Origin of the sequence: Sodalinema gerasimenkoae IPPAS B-353, from assembly GCF_009846485.1 — a bacterium.
Taxonomy (GTDB): domain Bacteria; phylum Cyanobacteriota; class Cyanobacteriia; order Cyanobacteriales; family Geitlerinemataceae; genus Sodalinema; species Sodalinema gerasimenkoae.
In genome coordinates this window covers 3948491-3964389 of record NZ_ML776472.1, presented here as the reverse complement: position 1 = coordinate 3964389, position 15899 = coordinate 3948491, and the positions used below count along the sequence as shown (strand labels likewise).

16 protein-coding genes are annotated in these 15899 nt (G+C 52.5%); 7 read left to right on the top strand and 9 right to left on the bottom strand.

The features are described 5' to 3' along the window. The first annotated feature begins 409 nt into the window (after positions 1 to 409). The 3 genes from L855_RS17145 to L855_RS17130 all read left to right on the top strand — a co-directional run bounded on the left by L855_RS17145 (position 410) and on the right by L855_RS17130 (position 2594). Positions 410 to 823: a hypothetical protein gene (locus L855_RS17145; protein WP_159790060.1), complete on the top strand. Its 414-nt coding sequence runs from the start codon at positions 410 to 412 to the stop codon at positions 821 to 823. A 776-nt stretch (positions 824 to 1599) separates the two neighbouring features. After that, positions 1600 to 1722 (top strand): hypothetical protein, encoded by a 123-nt coding sequence (locus L855_RS22300; RefSeq protein WP_281349522.1) that lies wholly within the window; start codon positions 1600 to 1602, stop codon positions 1720 to 1722. A 41-nt stretch (positions 1723 to 1763) separates the two neighbouring features. Then, positions 1764 to 2594: a hypothetical protein gene (locus L855_RS17130; protein ID WP_159790058.1), complete on the top strand. Its 831-nt coding sequence runs from the start codon at positions 1764 to 1766 to the stop codon at positions 2592 to 2594. Here the strand turns inward: L855_RS17130 and L855_RS17125 are convergent. The 4 genes from L855_RS17125 to hppD all read right to left on the bottom strand — a co-directional run bounded on the left by L855_RS17125 (position 2576) and on the right by hppD (position 8300). Next, entirely contained in the window at positions 2576 to 3343 is a 768-nt protein-coding gene (locus tag L855_RS17125) for a response regulator transcription factor (RefSeq protein ID WP_159790056.1), read from the bottom strand. The two genes, L855_RS17130 and L855_RS17125, sit on opposite strands and share 19 nt — an antisense overlap. Before the next feature lie 163 nt (positions 3344 to 3506). Continuing rightward, positions 3507 to 4661, bottom strand: a complete 1155-nt coding sequence (gene recF / locus L855_RS17120; RefSeq protein ID WP_159790054.1) for a DNA replication/repair protein RecF — start codon at positions 4659 to 4661, stop codon at positions 3507 to 3509. 25 nt (positions 4662 to 4686) lie between these two features. Next, complete coding sequence (locus tag L855_RS17115) at positions 4687 to 7095, bottom strand: glycosyltransferase (RefSeq protein ID WP_159790052.1); 2409 nt, start codon at positions 7093 to 7095, stop codon at positions 4687 to 4689. A gap of 137 nt (positions 7096 to 7232) precedes the next feature. After that, positions 7233 to 8300 (bottom strand): 4-hydroxyphenylpyruvate dioxygenase, encoded by a 1068-nt coding sequence (hppD, locus tag L855_RS17110; protein ID WP_159790050.1) that lies wholly within the window; start codon positions 8298 to 8300, stop codon positions 7233 to 7235. 27 nt (positions 8301 to 8327) lie between these two features. Between hppD and L855_RS17105 the strand changes: the two genes are divergently transcribed. The 3 genes from L855_RS17105 (at position 8328) to L855_RS17095 (ending at position 11908) form a co-directional block, all read left to right on the top strand. Then, positions 8328 to 9689, top strand: a complete 1362-nt coding sequence (locus L855_RS17105) for an FAD-binding oxidoreductase (RefSeq protein ID WP_159790048.1) — start codon at positions 8328 to 8330, stop codon at positions 9687 to 9689. Between the two features lie 86 nt (positions 9690 to 9775). Beyond that, positions 9776 to 10396, top strand: a complete 621-nt coding sequence (locus tag L855_RS21220; protein WP_192925044.1) for a hypothetical protein — start codon at positions 9776 to 9778, stop codon at positions 10394 to 10396. Positions 10397 to 10525: 129 nt separating this feature from the next. Beyond that, positions 10526 to 11908, top strand: coding sequence for a (Fe-S)-binding protein (locus tag L855_RS17095; RefSeq protein ID WP_159790046.1), 1383 nt, complete (start codon positions 10526 to 10528; stop codon positions 11906 to 11908). Positions 11909 to 11945: 37 nt separating this feature from the next. Here the strand turns inward: L855_RS17095 and L855_RS17090 are convergent, their stop codons facing one another. From L855_RS17090 to pgl, 4 genes are all read right to left on the bottom strand, one after another. Next, on the bottom strand, positions 11946 to 12833 hold the full coding sequence (locus L855_RS17090; protein WP_159790044.1) for a type IV pilin-like G/H family protein: 888 nt from the start codon (positions 12831 to 12833) through the stop codon (positions 11946 to 11948). 64 nt (positions 12834 to 12897) lie between these two features. Next, entirely contained in the window at positions 12898 to 13344 is a 447-nt protein-coding gene (locus tag L855_RS17085; protein ID WP_159790042.1) for an FHA domain-containing protein, read from the bottom strand. Positions 13345 to 13425: 81 nt separating this feature from the next. Continuing rightward, positions 13426 to 13896, bottom strand: a complete 471-nt coding sequence (locus L855_RS17080) for a double zinc ribbon and FHA domain-containing protein (protein WP_159790040.1) — start codon at positions 13894 to 13896, stop codon at positions 13426 to 13428. A 104-nt stretch (positions 13897 to 14000) separates the two neighbouring features. Beyond that, positions 14001 to 14735 (bottom strand): 6-phosphogluconolactonase, encoded by a 735-nt coding sequence (gene pgl, locus L855_RS17075; protein ID WP_159790038.1) that lies wholly within the window; start codon positions 14733 to 14735, stop codon positions 14001 to 14003. A 265-nt stretch (positions 14736 to 15000) separates the two neighbouring features. On the opposite strand from pgl, the gene L855_RS17070 reads away from it, so the two are divergent. Continuing rightward, the gene (locus L855_RS17070; RefSeq protein ID WP_159790036.1) at positions 15001 to 15216 is read left to right on the top strand and encodes a hypothetical protein; all 216 of its coding nucleotides are present in this window, start codon (positions 15001 to 15003) and stop codon (positions 15214 to 15216) included. Positions 15217 to 15227: 11 nt separating this feature from the next. On the opposite strand, the gene L855_RS17065 is transcribed toward L855_RS17070, so the two are convergent. After that, positions 15228 to 15863: a lysophospholipid acyltransferase family protein gene (locus L855_RS17065; RefSeq protein WP_159790034.1), complete on the bottom strand. Its 636-nt coding sequence runs from the start codon at positions 15861 to 15863 to the stop codon at positions 15228 to 15230. Between the last annotated feature and the right edge of the window lie 36 nt (positions 15864 to 15899).

Below are 15899 nucleotides of genomic sequence, written 5' to 3'. Positions count from 1 at the left end.
CCGATTTAGAGAAGCAACCGGACGTGTTGCCGTATGTACCTCAATGGCCGATTCGCAGCTACGACCGGGTTATCTCCGGTCACTCCCCCACCTCGGCAAATGCCAGGTGGGGGTCATTGAAGGCGGTTCACCCGGGAGAGAAGCGGGGAAGGGGTTGTCAAGGATTTTGTTTTTATTCTAGCCAGGGTCTGCTGAAATCGGGCTAGAACCGATCGCCCGAGGTTCTCGTATCCCTATTAATCATGAAACCTTCTATAAGAATTTTCGTGAAAACGGCTACAATTACGGTTCTGCTGGGATTGGGGGGATTCCCGCTGTCAGGGACTTTGCCTTTGTCTATCCCGCGTTTATGGAGTCGTTGGGGTCTGTGAATTAGACTGGAGATATGCTTTGCGAGTCTGGAACGCCCATGTCTGTCTATCTCACCGTCCGCGATCGCCAACCCTATCACAGCCTACTGGCGGACTATGAACCGGGTCAACGGGCCATGTCTGCTTTAGAGACCCATCATGGCAATGTGGAAACCACCGTCGAAGATCTCTGGAGTCAAACTCAGGGGCCGCCGGAGTTCAGCCGAGGGCGCAAATTGTGGGATACCCTGATTAAGGTGTTGCGGGAAGAACTCTGCGGCGATGAGGGGCTTCAGGCTCAATTTCAGACTTATACGAAGAATCCCGGCAGTGCGCCCTTATTGACTGGGTTAATTGTCTCTCTGACGACGGCAGCGGGCCTGCCCATTGACCCGGCCATTTCAACGATTGTGGTTCTCTATATTCTCAAGATTAGCCTCAATGTGTTTTGCGAGTATACGGCGTCATCGTGAATCTCTCCCCCGCAGAACTTGGCGAAATGCTAAGACTGCCTCTAGGGGATTCGAGGATGTTACCTGCTGGGTCAATTGGGAGACGGTTAAATCAGGGAGTTGGGCGCTTCTGTCACGGTTCTGATACCGAGACTCGCTCAAGACGTAAATTTCTAATTGACCCCGTTGCCAAAACCAAACTTCAGGAACTCCTAACCCTTCATAGATAGCCAGACTATCAATTCCACCTGACGTAATGACAATACCAAACTTCAGGAACTCCTAACCCTTCATAGATAGCCAGACTATCAATTCCACCTGACGTAATGACAATTTCTAGAGCCAGGTCAGGATAGGGTTTTTCCTCATGGAAACAGTAACACTCATCGGGTTCAATCCCTCGTTTCTAGAGCCAGGTCAGGATAGGGTTTTTCCTCATGGAAACAGTAACACTCATCGGGTTCAATCCCTCGGCTGTTGGATTCTCAGCGAAAGGTTGTTGACCCCAATCCCCAGAAAGGAATTCGCGTTTCTTCGAGATATACCTCGATGAGTCGCGCCAGGTTGCGCTTGATGAGTTTATGATTGCGACTCGGAGACACCAGTTATAATTGACCCTCTAGGTATTTTTAGGCGCAAATTGGGTAATTCATCGCCAAATAATTGCAGGAATTGCTCATATTTTTGCCAACTGACCCCTTGTAGAAGAAGCTGTTGAGGACTGTCTGACTGTAAAAGTATTGAGGTTGAAGACGGTAACCAATTCGTCTGGGAGCATTACCCATGCCGAGGTCATCATGAACAAACTCCTCCAAGGCGTTGTCCGAGAGGTGAAAGGGATGAATTTCCGGACTTTTTTTCCTTACATTGGACTGTTGGGTCAACAGCTTTGCCAGCAGCCGCGCTTGACTCGGCTATAATCGTCGGATTCCCATCTTTGCCCTCTCAGGCATCATCCTCAATGGCTAAACCTTATCTGGTTTGGGCGGCGATCGCCCTCAGTGTAACTCTGGCGGCCTGCAATCCTCAAACAGCACAAACCGACGGAGAAAACAGCACCTCCTCCCCCAGTCCAGAAACAGTAACAGACCCCAGTGCAACCGTCTCCCCAGCGCCATTACAAGCCAAAGTCGAGTTAGGAACGATTCAGAGTTTACAGAGTGGCGATCGCGCCTGCTATGTCGAAGTACTCGGGGCCAGTGGTAGCATTAGCAAGCAACTCGCGGGGTTCGAGATTTGTGAAAATACTGATTTAGTCGGCCAACCCGCGCGTCTATTCTACGAACCCCAGTCGATTCAAGCCGCTTCCTGTCAAGGAAACCCCGAATGCCGCGATCGCGAAACCGTCTTATTAATCGTACGCGCCGAGTCAACAGCTACCCCAGCCCCCGCTGCACAAGCTTCCGCCACACAACCCCCCGCCACACAAACCCCAGTTCCGGTGGCACAAACCCCCACCGCTACCCCCATTCCTACTCCGGTTCCCACTCCCATCCCTCAAGCTCGCGCCCCCAGGGGAGACTATATGGGTATCGCAGCGACAGGAGAGGACGTGTACTATAACGGCATTGCCTTCCAATGTGGCGATCTTCCCCCGAACGATCGCTGTTGGAGTCGTCCCAACGTCAGCTATACCATTGGCAATGATGAAGTCTTCGGCATTGTCGATTGTCAGCAAATGGTGTTAACCGAAGCCTGGGTTGGGGGAGAGTTAGTCGCCGAAAACCTATCTCCCCAGTCTGAGGCGATCGCCAGCGTCCTCTCTCTTGCTTGCTACGAGGCCTTTGACTGACCTTTCGATTCCGAGGAAACGCCCGACAAATCGTCCCCGGTATATTCATTTCCAGGTAACTCCAAACAATAGCCAGCCCCATAGACCGTCTTAATATACTTCGGATGGCGAGGGTCTGGCTCCAATTTGGTGCGTAAATGGCGAATATGAACCCGAATCGTCTCGATATCATCGTCAGGGTCATACCCCCAAACTTCCTTGAGGATATCGCTCGGAGAGACCGTCTGTCCGTGACGTTGCAACAGACAATGGAGGAGTTCAAACTCCAGATGAGTGAGTTTGACCGTTTTATTGAACCAAATCGCTTCAAACCGCTCAGGAACCAGCGTCAACGAACCATAATTGAGGATTTCCGTATGTTTCGCCGCTTGAGGAATGCGATCAGTGCGTCGCAACAGGGCCCGAACTCGGGCCAACATCTCCTCAATCTCAAAGGGTTTCGTCATGTAGTCATCAGCACCCGCGTTAAACCCCTCAACTTTCTCCTGGGTTTGCCCCAAAGCAGTGAGCATGAGAATGGGAACATCGGCCGTGCGATCGTCACGACGTAACCGCTGACAGACGGTAAACCCATCGACCTTCGGCAGCATCAAATCTAAAACAATCAGATCAGGCACTAATTGCATTGCCAAGGCCTGAGCTTTGACACCGTCTTCAGCTTGGCTCACTTCATACCCGGCCATTTCTAGGTTGATGGCAACCAGTTCGGAAATTGCGGGGTCATCGTCAATGACGAGTATCCGGGGCATCGTTCATAACTCTTGACATTCTAGGGGTTAATAGTATCCCTGAGCTAAAGGTTTGTAGCAAACCGTTACAGAATACAAAAAAACCTTTTCTGATTATACGCATTCTGCGTCAATTCCGTCATAAAAATTTAAGAAGCTTAGGAAAACCTGACCCTTAGGGACTTCATGACGCACCTAGGGAGGGTTGAACCGCCTCTGGGGTTTCAATCTGCCCTCCACAAACCCGCAACACCTGAGAACTCCTGAGCCACTGAGCATCAAAGGCTCCCAGGTGGGTGGTTGAGATGAGGGTTTGGAAGCGATCCTCAATGGTGTCGAGGAGTTGATTTTGTCGTTGCAGATCCAACTCTGCTAAAACATCATCGAGGAGTAACACCGGCGGTTCCCCGACAACCGCCTCAATTAGTTGTAATTCTGAGAGTTTCAGGGCTAACACCAGAGTCCGCTGTTGGCCTTGGGAACCATAGCGTCGGGCCGGGGTTTGATTGATTGAGAGCATCACTTCGTCTCGGTGCGGGCCGGTGAGGGTGGTTCCTTGGTACTGTTCGGCGAGGTGGCGATCGCGCAATTGCTGCAAAAATCCTTGACGCACCGCCTCGGCATCGTTGAAATCGGGGATATCTTGTACCTGGGGAGCATAGTCAACGGATAAACACTCCGTTTGGCCACTAATCTCTCGATGCCACAGTTGGGCCAGAGGCGCAATTCGCTGTATCGCTCGCCAACGTCGTCGCATGACGCGGGCCCCCGCCGTCGCTAATTGGAAATCTAAGACAGAACGCATGGCCTCATCCCCAACTTGGGAGCGGCCACGATACTGTTTCAATAGGGCATTGCGATGACGGAGAATCTGGCCATAGTCCTTCAACAAATGGGCGTAGAGGGGTTCGAGTTGGATCACCAGGCCATCCAGCCAGCGGCGGCGATCATCGGGGGAACCGCGCACTAAGTCCAAATCCAGGCTGGAAAACTCCACGACATTCAGTAATCCCAGGAAATCCACCTGACGACGACAGGCTTGGCGATCGACAAACACCGTGCGTCGGCCCGATCGCCGCAGCCGAATTTCTAAGTCAATCTCCCCAGTGATGCGTTCGAGGCCACCGCGAATTTGCCCCATAGCCGCGTCGTTTTGCACCAACTCGCGATCGCTGGTGGCCCGTTGGCTTTTCAGAGTCGACAGCAGGGCCACACTTTCCAAGAGATTCGACTTTCCCTGAGCGTTATTCCCCACCAGAATCGTTTTTGGCGCTGTAAAGTTCACCGTTTGCGCCGTATAGTTGCGGAAGGCTTGCAGATTCAGGGACTTCAAGTACACGGTTAAGGGAGGGGTGAGGGGGCCATTAGCGGAAAATGTCAGGAACCCGTTGACGTAAGGCCTCGTTCAGTTCCGGGAGGCGCGATCGCATCTGCCAATACCAGGCGACTCGCTCTCGATAATGGAGCGATAATAGCCGCTGATCACGAACCCAGTTATAGGCGTTTTGGGCCAGTTGTCGCCGCCAGGAGGTATCTGTCACCAGACGGCGAAACTTCTCTTCAAACTGATCCAGGGTTTCGTATATTACCCCAGTTTGTCCCTCCTGCACCGACGCGGCGTAAACCGTCGGACTGGCCAACACCGTCACCCCCTGTCCCGCACATTCGATAAACTTAAGATCCGATTTCATGGAGTTGAACTCGGTGTAGTTCAGGGGAAGCAGGGCCAAATCCGCCTCGCGTAGCAATTCATGATAGCGGCGATAGGAACAGGTGGGTTCAAACTGCTTATGGGGAGTCTCCAAGGCCTGAAAGAACTTTTGGTCGTGAACCACCTGCACTTGCACGCGATCGCCCAAGGGTTCAAGAACTCGATTAATTCTATCAACCAACGGCTGCCAATCCCGTTCTCGGTTCAAGGCGCCAAAAAATACCGTCATGCGGCCATCCTGGCGATACTCTCGCGCCGGGGGAAGTTCCGGGAGTTGATTGGGGAACACCTTGACATAGGGGTTGAACTGACGCAAAAACTCCGCCAGGGGTTCGGTGGAGGTTTGGATGCAGTGACAACTGCGATAGGTGATGAAATCTTCTTTGATATGTTCGGGCCAAAAGCGTGGATCATCATCCATCTCGACGACAATCAGATATCCCGCTTCAATTAATTGCCGTTGTTTACTCACTGCATCGGCTTTTGTCAGGCGCGATCGCTGCCAAATAAAGACCTTTTCTTCTCCCGACAACGCCGCATTCAGGCGCACATTATAGAGTTGGGCATCGGTGCGAACCCCTGGGATGGTGCGAATACAGCGATCGGGTTGATACACCCGCACCTGATCCGATGCCATGGTAGAAATCATCACCGTCTGCACAAACAGTCGTTTCAGCAGTTGCTCCCCTTTCCAAGCTCGCACTAAATAGGCTTCTGTTTGATTGCGTTTTTCATAATTCGGCAAAGGAATTTGATAGGCATCTAAAACAGGTTTTAGTTTCTCCTGAAAAGCTTTAGATTCCTCGGTAACATCCCCATAACGCTCCATCTCAAACAATTGCAAATTGGCAGCAGTAAAGATTTTTTGCACATCATCGACATCTAATGTATCCTGATGCTTGCCTTGCAGTAACCCTAAAATTGCCCGCCAATAGTGAGGGTTGGGAACTGCACAAATTACCTGTCCATGGTGTTTTAGCCAAAGGCGAATGGTTTGCAACAGTTTAACCGGTTCCGCCAATTGAGCTAAGTTTCTAGAAATGACCACACAATCGATAGAACCTGGGGCGATCGCCAAATTCGCAATCTGAGATAATGGCGTCTGAAACACCTGATCAAGGCGAGATTTGGCGCTATTAAGTTGTTCTAGCTGCTCATCGATGCCAATATAGGTTCCATGAGGGTTAATTCGTTTATACGCCTCCCCCATCTCACCTGTCTGACAGCCAATCTCCACCACCTGGTTCGCATCGGGGGGAATCAGATGTAAGAGGCGAGTACTCAGACTTTCATGGACAAGTTTGCGGCTAATTCCCTGTAAGTGAATCGATACTTGAGGATGGCTGTCAAGTTTGAGGCGTTCTAACTGTGCCTGACGCTTGCGAAAAATATAGCGGCGACATCGCTGGGTTTGCGTCTCCCCACCCCGTTGATTAAAATGGTCAACCAGTCCATCTTTCCGAATCCGATAATGTAGCTTTACGCCCGGCATAGGATATCCCACAAATCCCTTTAAGGCCATGGCAATAAACAGGTCATAATCCTCAAATAACCCTAGATTGGGGTCAAAGCCTCCCGCCGCATCAAACGCTTTGCGAGTGAATAAGGAATTAACATGAATAAATGGAGATTTGAAAAGCTTATCCACAGACCAGGGTTGAGCTGGAATTGTATTGCTGGCATCTCCAAACAACACCATTGTTGGATATAATGGGCAATATTTTTCTGGCAGTTGTTCTGCTTGATTGACTAAAGTTTCAATATAACCTGGGTCAAAATAATTATCAGAATCAAGCGGTAAAATATACTTGCCTTTTGATAGAGAAATGGCTAAATTCCGCGCGGCTGCAACTCCGACATGCTTGGCGGACTTGACAAGATAAAAGGAAAACTGCGATCGCAACTCCTCCAAATAGTCAGCCGTCCCATCGGTTGAGCCATCATCGATAACAAAATGTTCAATGTTGGCATACTTGGACTGTTGAACCGACTCCAAGGCCTGACGAATATAGCGTTTATCGTTGTAGCAGGGGGTAATGAGACTAACTAGAGGAGAAGACATGGGGGCAAAAGGCAAGAGGCAAAAGAAGGGAACAGGGAACAGGGAACAGGGAATAGGGGGCAGTAGGCAGTAGGCAGTCGGGGTGGGGTGGGGTGCGTGCCGGAACGCACCAATCAGGGAATCGGGAATCATTATGATTAATGATCGCCCTTTCGTTGTAGTTGTTGTTGTTCGACGGCTTCAAAGAGGGCTTGAAAGTTCCCTTCCCCAAAGCCTTGGGCGGTGATAGACTGTCCCTGAACTTGAACCGAACGGCGTTCGATGAGTTCAAAGAAAAAGGTAGGTTGCTGAAAAATGGGTTCAGTGAAGGTTTGCAGGAGTAAGGCGGGATAGGTGGCATCATTCCAATCTACGAGAATTTCTGCCTCAACCAGTTGCCGCCATTCCGATTCCCTCAGACAAAACCCCGTTTTCTGACGCAGGCCCTCATAATAGGTTCCAGGAACCTTAAGAAAGGATAGCCCCAACTGTCGGAGTCGGGGAACCCAATGCAGAATATTTGGGGTATTCAGGGCGATATGCTGAATCCCGGCCCCGCGATTGTGATCCAGAAATTCCTGAATTTGTGAGTTGGGAGAGGTGGGTTCATTAACGGGAAGTTGAACACCGCTGTCGGGGTGAACCAAGACTTGGGAATGGAGCGACGATCGCGCGGTGGCAATGGTAAATTGCTGTTGTGGGGCAAAGCCCAAGACATCGCAATACCACTCTACCGCCGCTTGCAGTTTTCCTGAGGGCACGTTGAGAACACTATGATCGATCGCCCCCACAGGGCCGCCAGTTCCCGATTTCCTCACCGGTTCTTCAGATGGCCCCTCAAGTTTCTCAAGTTCAAGTTTCTCAATTAGGGTATGTCGCAAAGACCCCCAGGCGGCGATTTGGGCGGTGAGTTCTCCCTGCGAGGAACGATGCGGCGGGATTAAGACCCTCACCTTAGGATGAGCGCAAATCTCCGCCAGATTTTGCACCCTGAGAGCGATGTCAGCCACCCCCGGAGGGTGTTTTTGCAAAAACTGGGCGACGGGGCTATTGGGGCGGCCAGGAGCCGACAGACAGAGCTTGAGATGGTCGGTGTTGAGGATCTCAAGTTGAGAGTCTGGGGTGATCAGTGCAGGCTGAGACTGAAACCCGAAGATATGAACAAACCAGTCACGCCAAACTCGGGCCTGGTCGACGTAGAAATGAACGTGGTCGATTTGTACCATATTCTAGTAAGAGACACGGTATTAACGGTGCAACGTCGGTTAGGACAAAGGGAAATTATGGGTGGACAGGTTGCAGAACTTGCAGATCAGTGGCCGGGAGGAACAATTGTCCAATGGGGAGACTTAACGGAGGCGGAACGCCATCACCTCAAGGCGGCCACAACCGGGGAGACTCCCGAAGCCATCTTGTATCCCCAGACGGTTGAGGCCTTGGCTGAGGCGATGCGGATCGCCCATGATTGGGGAATTGCGGTAATTCCCATGGGATCGGGTTCCAAACTCCATTGGGGGGGAGTCGTGAACAACGCTCCCTGGGTGATGTCCACCCGTCACCTCGATCGCCTTGTGGAACACGCCGTTGGGGATTTAACGGTGACAGTCGAAGCCGGGGCGAAATTGAGGGCCGTTGAGGAAATTTTAGCGAAATCTCAGCAGTTCTTGGCGATCGACCCCACCTATGCCGATGATGCCACGATTGGCGGCATCGTGGCCACAGGAGATATGGGAAGTTGGCGACAGCGATATCACAGCATTCGCGATCGCCTCATTGGGATCTCCTTTGTTCGCCATGATGGACAACTGGTTAAGGCCGGGGGACGGGTGGTGAAAAATGTGGCTGGCTATGACTTAATGAAACTCCTCACTGCCTCCTATGGAACCCTGGGGGTGATCACGCAGTTAACCTTCCGTCTCTACCCCCTTCCCGAAGCCTCACAAACCCTCGTCATGACGGGAGAGGCCTCAGGGATTGGGGAAGCCGTGATGGCGATTCGGCGATCGTCGGTGGTTCCCACTGCCCTAGATTTGCTCTCCCTGGGCCTGCTGCATCGGCTACAACTTGAAGGGGAGTTAGGCTTAGGGATTCGGGTGCAGAATGTTGGCCCAAGTGTGGAACAACAAAGCGATCGCCTGCGGGAGTTGGCCCAACGACTCGGGTTAGGGGTTACCTCATTTGAGGCTGAGGAGGAACAGGAATTTTGGGGGCGATCGCAGCAGGCCCTAGAACAGGGAACCCCCCAGGAACGGGTATTGCTCAAATGGGGAGTTCGTCCAACAGCCATGATCTCTACCTTAGACCGTCTTGAGGAGATTTTGGCCCAGCTTCAGGTGCAACCTGGCAACGAGAGGGCGATCGCCCGTTTCTATGCTGGGAGTGGCCTGGGACATCTCACCCTCCCCCGTCATCAAGCCACCAGCAGCATTCTGGGGCAACTGCGTCGCCATTGCCAGGCCAACGGCGGCTTTCTCACAATTTTAGAAGCCCCTCAAGCCCTCAAAGGTCAAATCAACCCTTGGGGAGATCTCGGCAATGCCAAAATCGCCATGGCACGCATTAAACAGCAGTTTGACCCTCAAACTCGCCTGAGTCCAGGTCGCTTTCTGCTTTAATCCCCGAAAACCATCGCGGAGAAGCGTCAAAAAGCCGATATATTATAATGTCAACTTCCCAGAACCATTTTTTTTGATAACAACTCATGAATCGACTCAAACAGCAACTTTCTCTAGTGAGCGAACTCCTGTTTACTCCTGAGACCCGAGACACCTATTCCAAGGCATTATCCCTGACAGGGAAGCTATTAAAGGAAATTCTCACCCTGCTCTGGATGATATTTTGTTTGGTGTTTCTCATCTTTTTCTGGGCCGGACAATATGTTCGACAAATTACTTATAATACAAAAGTCTGGTATCAAAACCAAGAAAATCAACACAGTGAAAACCGCTTTGCAGATTTGAGTAAATCCCTCGTCGATGTGGGGTCTTCCGGCAGTCGCTATGTCATTAGCCAAGCCAAGCAACAACTGGGGATTCAAGGCGATCCCAAACCCATTCCGGCGATCGCTCCCGTAGCCACAGTAAACGCCGAAACCGTCACCGATACCGACCCCGACGAAGACGAACCCGAACCCGAACCCGAGGCCACCTCCCCGGAACCTGAACCCGAACCCGAACCCGAACCTGAGGCCATCTCCCCGGAACCTGAACCCGAACCCGAACCCGAGGCCACCTCCCCGGAACCTGAACCCGAACCCGACACCAGTTCAATCCCAGATCCCTTCGACTCCTCCGACAGTCCAAAATCCAGCGAAACCCCCTAACCTCCAACCGGGCAAGCCTCCAGGTTTGCCCCCTTTTGTCCCTTCCCCACTACTGCCTACTGCCTTTTGCCTCTTGCCTCTTGCCTCTTGCCTCTTGCCTCTTGCCTCTTGCCTCTTGCCTTCTTCCCTATGACCTCCATCCCCGCCAAAGAAAGCAACTTCCTCGGACAAAATCCCCACATTGGGGAACTCACCGCCAACGAAACGGGATTTGACAGCAAACATCCCCCCCAACAGGACTTAATTGATACCTGCGTTCACTGTGGCTTTTGTCTGTCCACCTGTCCGAGTTATCGCGTCATCGGCAAAGAGATGGACTCCCCCCGAGGACGAATCTACATGATGGATGCCATTAATAAAGGGGAAGCGGACTTACAACCTGCCACCAGTCAACATTTTGATTCCTGCCTAGGCTGTCTGGCCTGTGTCACCACCTGTCCCTCGGGCGTTGAGTATGACAAACTGATTGCCGCCACTCGGCCTCAGGTGGAGCGAAATGTGCCCCGTTCCTTGGGCGATCGCCTACTGCGTTCCCTGATTTTCAATCTCTTTCCCTATCCCAATCGCCTGCGGCCCCTTCTCTACCCACTCCTGGTATATCAAAAATCCGGTTTGCGTCAGGTGGTTCGTTCCACCGGCCTGTTAAACCGAGTGTTTCCCCGCTTAGGAGCGATGGAGGCGATTCTCCCAGAGATTGATCACAAATCCCTCCAACGTGATTTTCCCACGCTCATTCCCGCTCAGGGGCAAAAACGCTACCGCGTTGGCATGATTCTCGGTTGTGTGCAGCGGCTCTTTTTTGACCCGGTGAATGCCGCTACCGCGCGAGTTTTGACGGCGAACGGCTGCGAACTCGTGATTCCCAAAACTCAGGGCTGCTGTGGGGCATTACCCGCTCACCAGGGACAGGAATCTCAGGCCCAGGCGATCGCCCGTCAGATGATTGATAGCTTCGAGGGCAGCGATATTGACTACATCGTGATTAATGCCGCCGGCTGTGGTCATACCCTCAAAGAGTATGGACATATCCTACAAGATGACCCCAACTATCGGGACAAAGCCCGAGAATTTGCCAGTCGCGTTCGGGATGTGAATGAGTTTTTAATCGATGTGGGCGTTACCACTCCCCTGCATCCTCTCCGCGATGGTGAGTTGGCGATCGCCTATCAAGATGCCTGTCATCTAATTCACGGGCAAAAAATTAGTGCCCAACCTCGGCAACTGTTGCGGCAAATCCCCCACGTCTCCCTACGCGAATCCCAGGATGCCGCCCTCTGTTGTGGCAGTGCCGGCGTTTACAATATGCTGCAACCACAGGTGGCCGATGAACTCGGGCAACTCAAAGTAGAAAACCTCAGCCAAACAGGGGCCGACATTATCGTCTCCGCCAACCCCGGCTGTTCCCTGCAAATCCAAAAACATCTACAACTCCAGGGGCGACAGACTCCGCTCTATCACCCCATGCAACTGTTGGATTACGCGATTCGTGGTGAGCGACTCCCCTCGCCTTAATGACGCAAACTCCCACAACGCAAGGCAATCATCAAAACTAGCGTTCCATTAAATGAGACCCCGGAGCGCAAGTCACCGTCCCCTCAGCCGTTTCTGGGGGAGTTGGCATGGCCGGGGCCGTCAGATCCGGCTCATCGCTGCGACAGATTCCCACCAGAGACACCTCCAAACCCCGTTCATTGGGAACCATAAACACCCCACTGGTAAAACTCCGTAAATCCTCCCGTTTCGCCGTGGTCGTGATGCGAACCTGGTTACCGCTGCCATCGGCCCGATTAATCTCAATACGATAGTCATCCGTCTCCAGGGGAACCGGCTGAGCATTGAGAGGTTCCATGGAATCAGCAAACTCCCGGAACTCCAGATAATGAGTGCGTTGGGCCCGGCTGATATCAATCAAAACATCCAAGGCGTTGGCTTCCACAAGACGGGCCGGGAGTTTAGTGGACGTCGAGACTCGTTCAAACTCAGCCACGTTCTCATCAAAGGCATCTGGCCGGGGTGAACCGGGTTCAGTCCCCTCAATCTGAAACTGCAACGTCCCCGAGTCAGTCATCTCGGCAATGGTGGCCACGCGATCGCCGTTGGGAAGAATCAAATCAATGGCATTGGGAGAACCGGCCCCAACCTCATAGCCAAATTCTTGGGAGACGGTGCGTCCTCTAGGCAGGGTGACAATGAAGTGGAGAACCCCCACCTCGGTGAAAATAAACGTTAGAGGTTCCCCGCCGAGGGCCGAGGGAGAGAACCATTGTCCGAGAATCGCCTCAGCCAACTCAGGGGTTGACTCATTTTGGGCCAAACGCAGTTGAGAGGGGATGGAACCGGGATGGGATAGCACCCTTCCCCCTGGGGAGAGAATGACCCCCGTTGTTAACACAACCATCAGGGTGCAACGAGAGACAAAGCCAGATAACAAGGTCATAAATTCTGAAGCTCATCAAGCCAAACAATGTACCCAGGGTAATCCGCCACTATCGGCGATGAACTCAGTCAGAGGACACTTCTGAGGATGACTCCCGTACCACCCGTGTGGTTGGGGGCAGAGAGTCCTCGCTTGTGGTATCTTCGTCGGGGGTTCCTCGGTCTTGGAGGTGTTTGAGCAACTTCTGTGCTGGAGACACCGGTGGCGGCTTACTCACATGGAGTTGAATCTGGGGACCCGTCCGAGCCAAGCGGACAATCGAGCCATCGGCGGCGGGGATTTCCTCAATGGGAGAATCCTCAAGATAGGTTCCATTGGTCCCGAGATTCACGAGATACCACTGACGTTGCTCATCACAACGGAGTTCCAGATGATAGCGAGAGACGACAGCACTGTAAAGCACAACATGGTTATCTGGGGCACGACCAATACGAACAACCGTATCATCCTCAAACGTCCAGCGTTTGAGCGGGATCGACTGGTGGGGGTGGAGGAGAGTTAGAGTAATCACGCGACAGAAAAACGGTGAGGTAGAGAGGCAACCAGGACAACAGACTCGAAAACTCATACCAGGGGGGAGGTAATCCCCGTTTTAATCACTTCCCAGTTCGGTCAACTGAAAGATAAACGTCATTAAGTCTCCTTTTCCGAGAGCGATGCGATCGCCGGCTTGGAGTCGGTGACGGTTTCCCTGGGGGAGGAGCGTATGGTTAATATACGTCCCGTTGGAACTGCCCATATCTTCAACATAATATGTTTGCCCCTCCTGTTGAATTTCAGCATGAACACGGGAGACGATTTGAGCGTTGGCAAAGCCCGCTAAATCCAAATCAGGGGGAACGCGAGGATTGGCTTTCCCCAAGCGAAAACGGGCAAATTCAAGGGGCAAAGCAATCTGGGTCTGACTTTGCTGATGCAACAATTTTGCCACGGGGGCTTGTAAGACTGTAGCTGAGTCAACCGACGGGGAGGTCACGACATCAGCCGACAAAGGAGTATGACAGGATTGACACTCCAGGGTTCCCGTGGGGTTGACATGATTACAATGGGGACAAACAATCATCAGGCTCAGGACGCTCAGGAGGACAAACGCACAGGAGGGGGGGTTGGGCTGTCGCGATTAGTTACCGACTCACCTTAACCGGACTCACCTTAACCGGACTCACCCTAACTAGAGATGGCCGTTACATTGGCTCCCGCCCCGGCATCGAGTAGCCAGTAAATGTCGCCCTCCACTGGCTGAATCAGTCGGGAGGGGTAGGTTTGCTCGTCTCCCTCGGGGCCCAACACCTGGGCCAGGGCCGCCTGTTTATTCTCTCCGGCGATGGCGAAGAGAATGGTACGGGAGAGGTTGAGAACGGGGACTGTGAGCGTGATACGGGGTTCTCCGTCTTTGTTTCCAACGGTGACCCGGCGATCGCAGATTTCTAAGGCCTCCGTGTGAGGGAAGAGAGAGGCGGTATGGCCATCATCCCCCATACCCAACAGCATAATATCGAAACAGGGAAACTGGTCAGACTCTAGATTGAAAAACTGCCGTAACTGCTGGTCATAGAGGTCGGCATCGGTTGCGGGATCTTGGCTGCCGGTGGGCATGGGATGGATGTTACCCGGCGGCAAGGGAATCTGGTCTAGCCAAGTCCGCCGAGCCATGAGTTGATTGCTGTCAGGATGGTCTGGACTCACGTAGCGTTCATCGCCCCAGAAGATATGGAGTTTGTCCCAGGGTAAATCATGGCCGGCGATCGCCCGGTAGATGGGTTTGGGGGTACTGCCGCCGGAGAGGGCGATGGTACAAATTCCCCGCTGGGCGATCGCCGTCTGGATTTTCTCCACAATTAGAGCCACACTGCGATCCACCAGAGCGGTCTTATCCGGGAGAACTTCAATATGCTGAGTCATAGTGATGAGAGTTTGGTAGGTTCTGCCCGATTCTAAAGTACCCCGTCTTTATAGCCAACCAAGTCAGGGGCAGAGCCATCAGGGGTCATACCCCCAATTCTCCTTCCCTTCTCCCCCCTACTGCCTACTGCCTACTGCCTACTGCCTTCTCCCCCCTACTGCCTCCTGCCTCTCCCATTAAGTTTTAATACGGAGCTGGGCATGTTTCTCATGAAACACTCTACAATTTCTGTATTGCTTGATACATAAACTAAGTTTTATCACCATGAATATTGGCGTTTCTCCAGAAACCATGACATCCGTGGTCGGATTCACCCCCGAAGCCGATCAGTGGGTCCAGCTACGAGACCCCATAACTGAGTATAGTGCCGACGAGGCCCTGCTCCTATGCGAGGACGTTGAAGGCTACTGGGTAGCTTGGATTCCTAGCTACGGAGAGGCCCGCGTTCGTCGGGAACAACTCCTGAAACCAATGAACTAAGGACATTGACCTTAACGACCCAGATTATGAAGTGACTCAATCACCTCCGCACATTGTTGAGTTACAGCATCTAACCCCTCGCGATCGCCCGATTGCGGGGGGTTAACGGGTTCTCCGATGCGAATCGTCACAGGAACCGATCGCGGCTTGGACGATCCTTGAAAAATGGCTTCGGTTCCCCAAAGACAGACCGGTAAAATCGGAACTTGGGCTTTAGAAGCAATCAAGGCTGCACCGGGTTTCGGGTTGGGAATGCGACCATCACGGGTACGAGTTCCTGAGAGAAAGACCCCCGTCGCCCAGCCGTTCTCTAAATACTCTAAGGCTGAACGAATGGCACTGCGATCGGCGGCTTTGCGTTTGACGGGATAGGCCCCATAGAGGCGAATCGCTTTAGCAAAGATGGGATTTTTAAACAGTTCTTCCTTAGCCATATAGGCCACCGGACGCTCCACGGCACAGGAAATCATGGGGGGGTCAAAATAACTAGCATGATTGCTGGTGACCACCAGGGGCCCCGATTTGGGGACGTTTTCTACACCATAGACCCGTCCTCGGAAGTAGCTATAGAACAGTGGACTCACCACTGACCATTTGAAGAGGTGATATAAGGCTAAGTTGTAGCCGGGTTCGCGGTCTTGAATCATGAGGGAACAGGGAACAGGGAACAGGGAACAGGGGGG

Coding starts and splice junctions, on each gene's coding strand:
- L855_RS17145 (WP_159790060.1), top strand. CDS start 410: ATGTCTGTCTATCTCACCGTCCGCGATCGCCAACCCTATCACAGCCTA.
- L855_RS22300 (WP_281349522.1), top strand. CDS start 1,600: ATGAACAAACTCCTCCAAGGCGTTGTCCGAGAGGTGAAAGGGATGAAT.
- L855_RS17130 (WP_159790058.1), top strand. CDS start 1,764: ATGGCTAAACCTTATCTGGTTTGGGCGGCGATCGCCCTCAGTGTAACT.
- L855_RS17125 (WP_159790056.1), bottom strand. CDS start 3,343: ATGCCCCGGATACTCGTCATTGACGATGACCCCGCAATTTCCGAACTG.
- L855_RS17115 (WP_159790052.1), bottom strand. CDS start 7,095: ATGTCTTCTCCTCTAGTTAGTCTCATTACCCCCTGCTACAACGATAAA.
- hppD (WP_159790050.1), bottom strand. CDS start 8,300: ATGGTACAAATCGACCACGTTCATTTCTACGTCGACCAGGCCCGAGTT.
- L855_RS21220 (WP_192925044.1), top strand. CDS start 9,776: ATGAATCGACTCAAACAGCAACTTTCTCTAGTGAGCGAACTCCTGTTT.
- L855_RS17095 (WP_159790046.1), top strand. CDS start 10,526: ATGACCTCCATCCCCGCCAAAGAAAGCAACTTCCTCGGACAAAATCCC.
- L855_RS17090 (WP_159790044.1), bottom strand. CDS start 12,833: ATGACCTTGTTATCTGGCTTTGTCTCTCGTTGCACCCTGATGGTTGTG.
- L855_RS17080 (WP_159790040.1), bottom strand. CDS start 13,896: ATGATTGTTTGTCCCCATTGTAATCATGTCAACCCCACGGGAACCCTG.
- pgl (WP_159790038.1), bottom strand. CDS start 14,735: ATGACTCAGCATATTGAAGTTCTCCCGGATAAGACCGCTCTGGTGGAT.
- L855_RS17070 (WP_159790036.1), top strand. CDS start 15,001: ATGAATATTGGCGTTTCTCCAGAAACCATGACATCCGTGGTCGGATTC.
- L855_RS17065 (WP_159790034.1), bottom strand. CDS start 15,863: ATGATTCAAGACCGCGAACCCGGCTACAACTTAGCCTTATATCACCTC.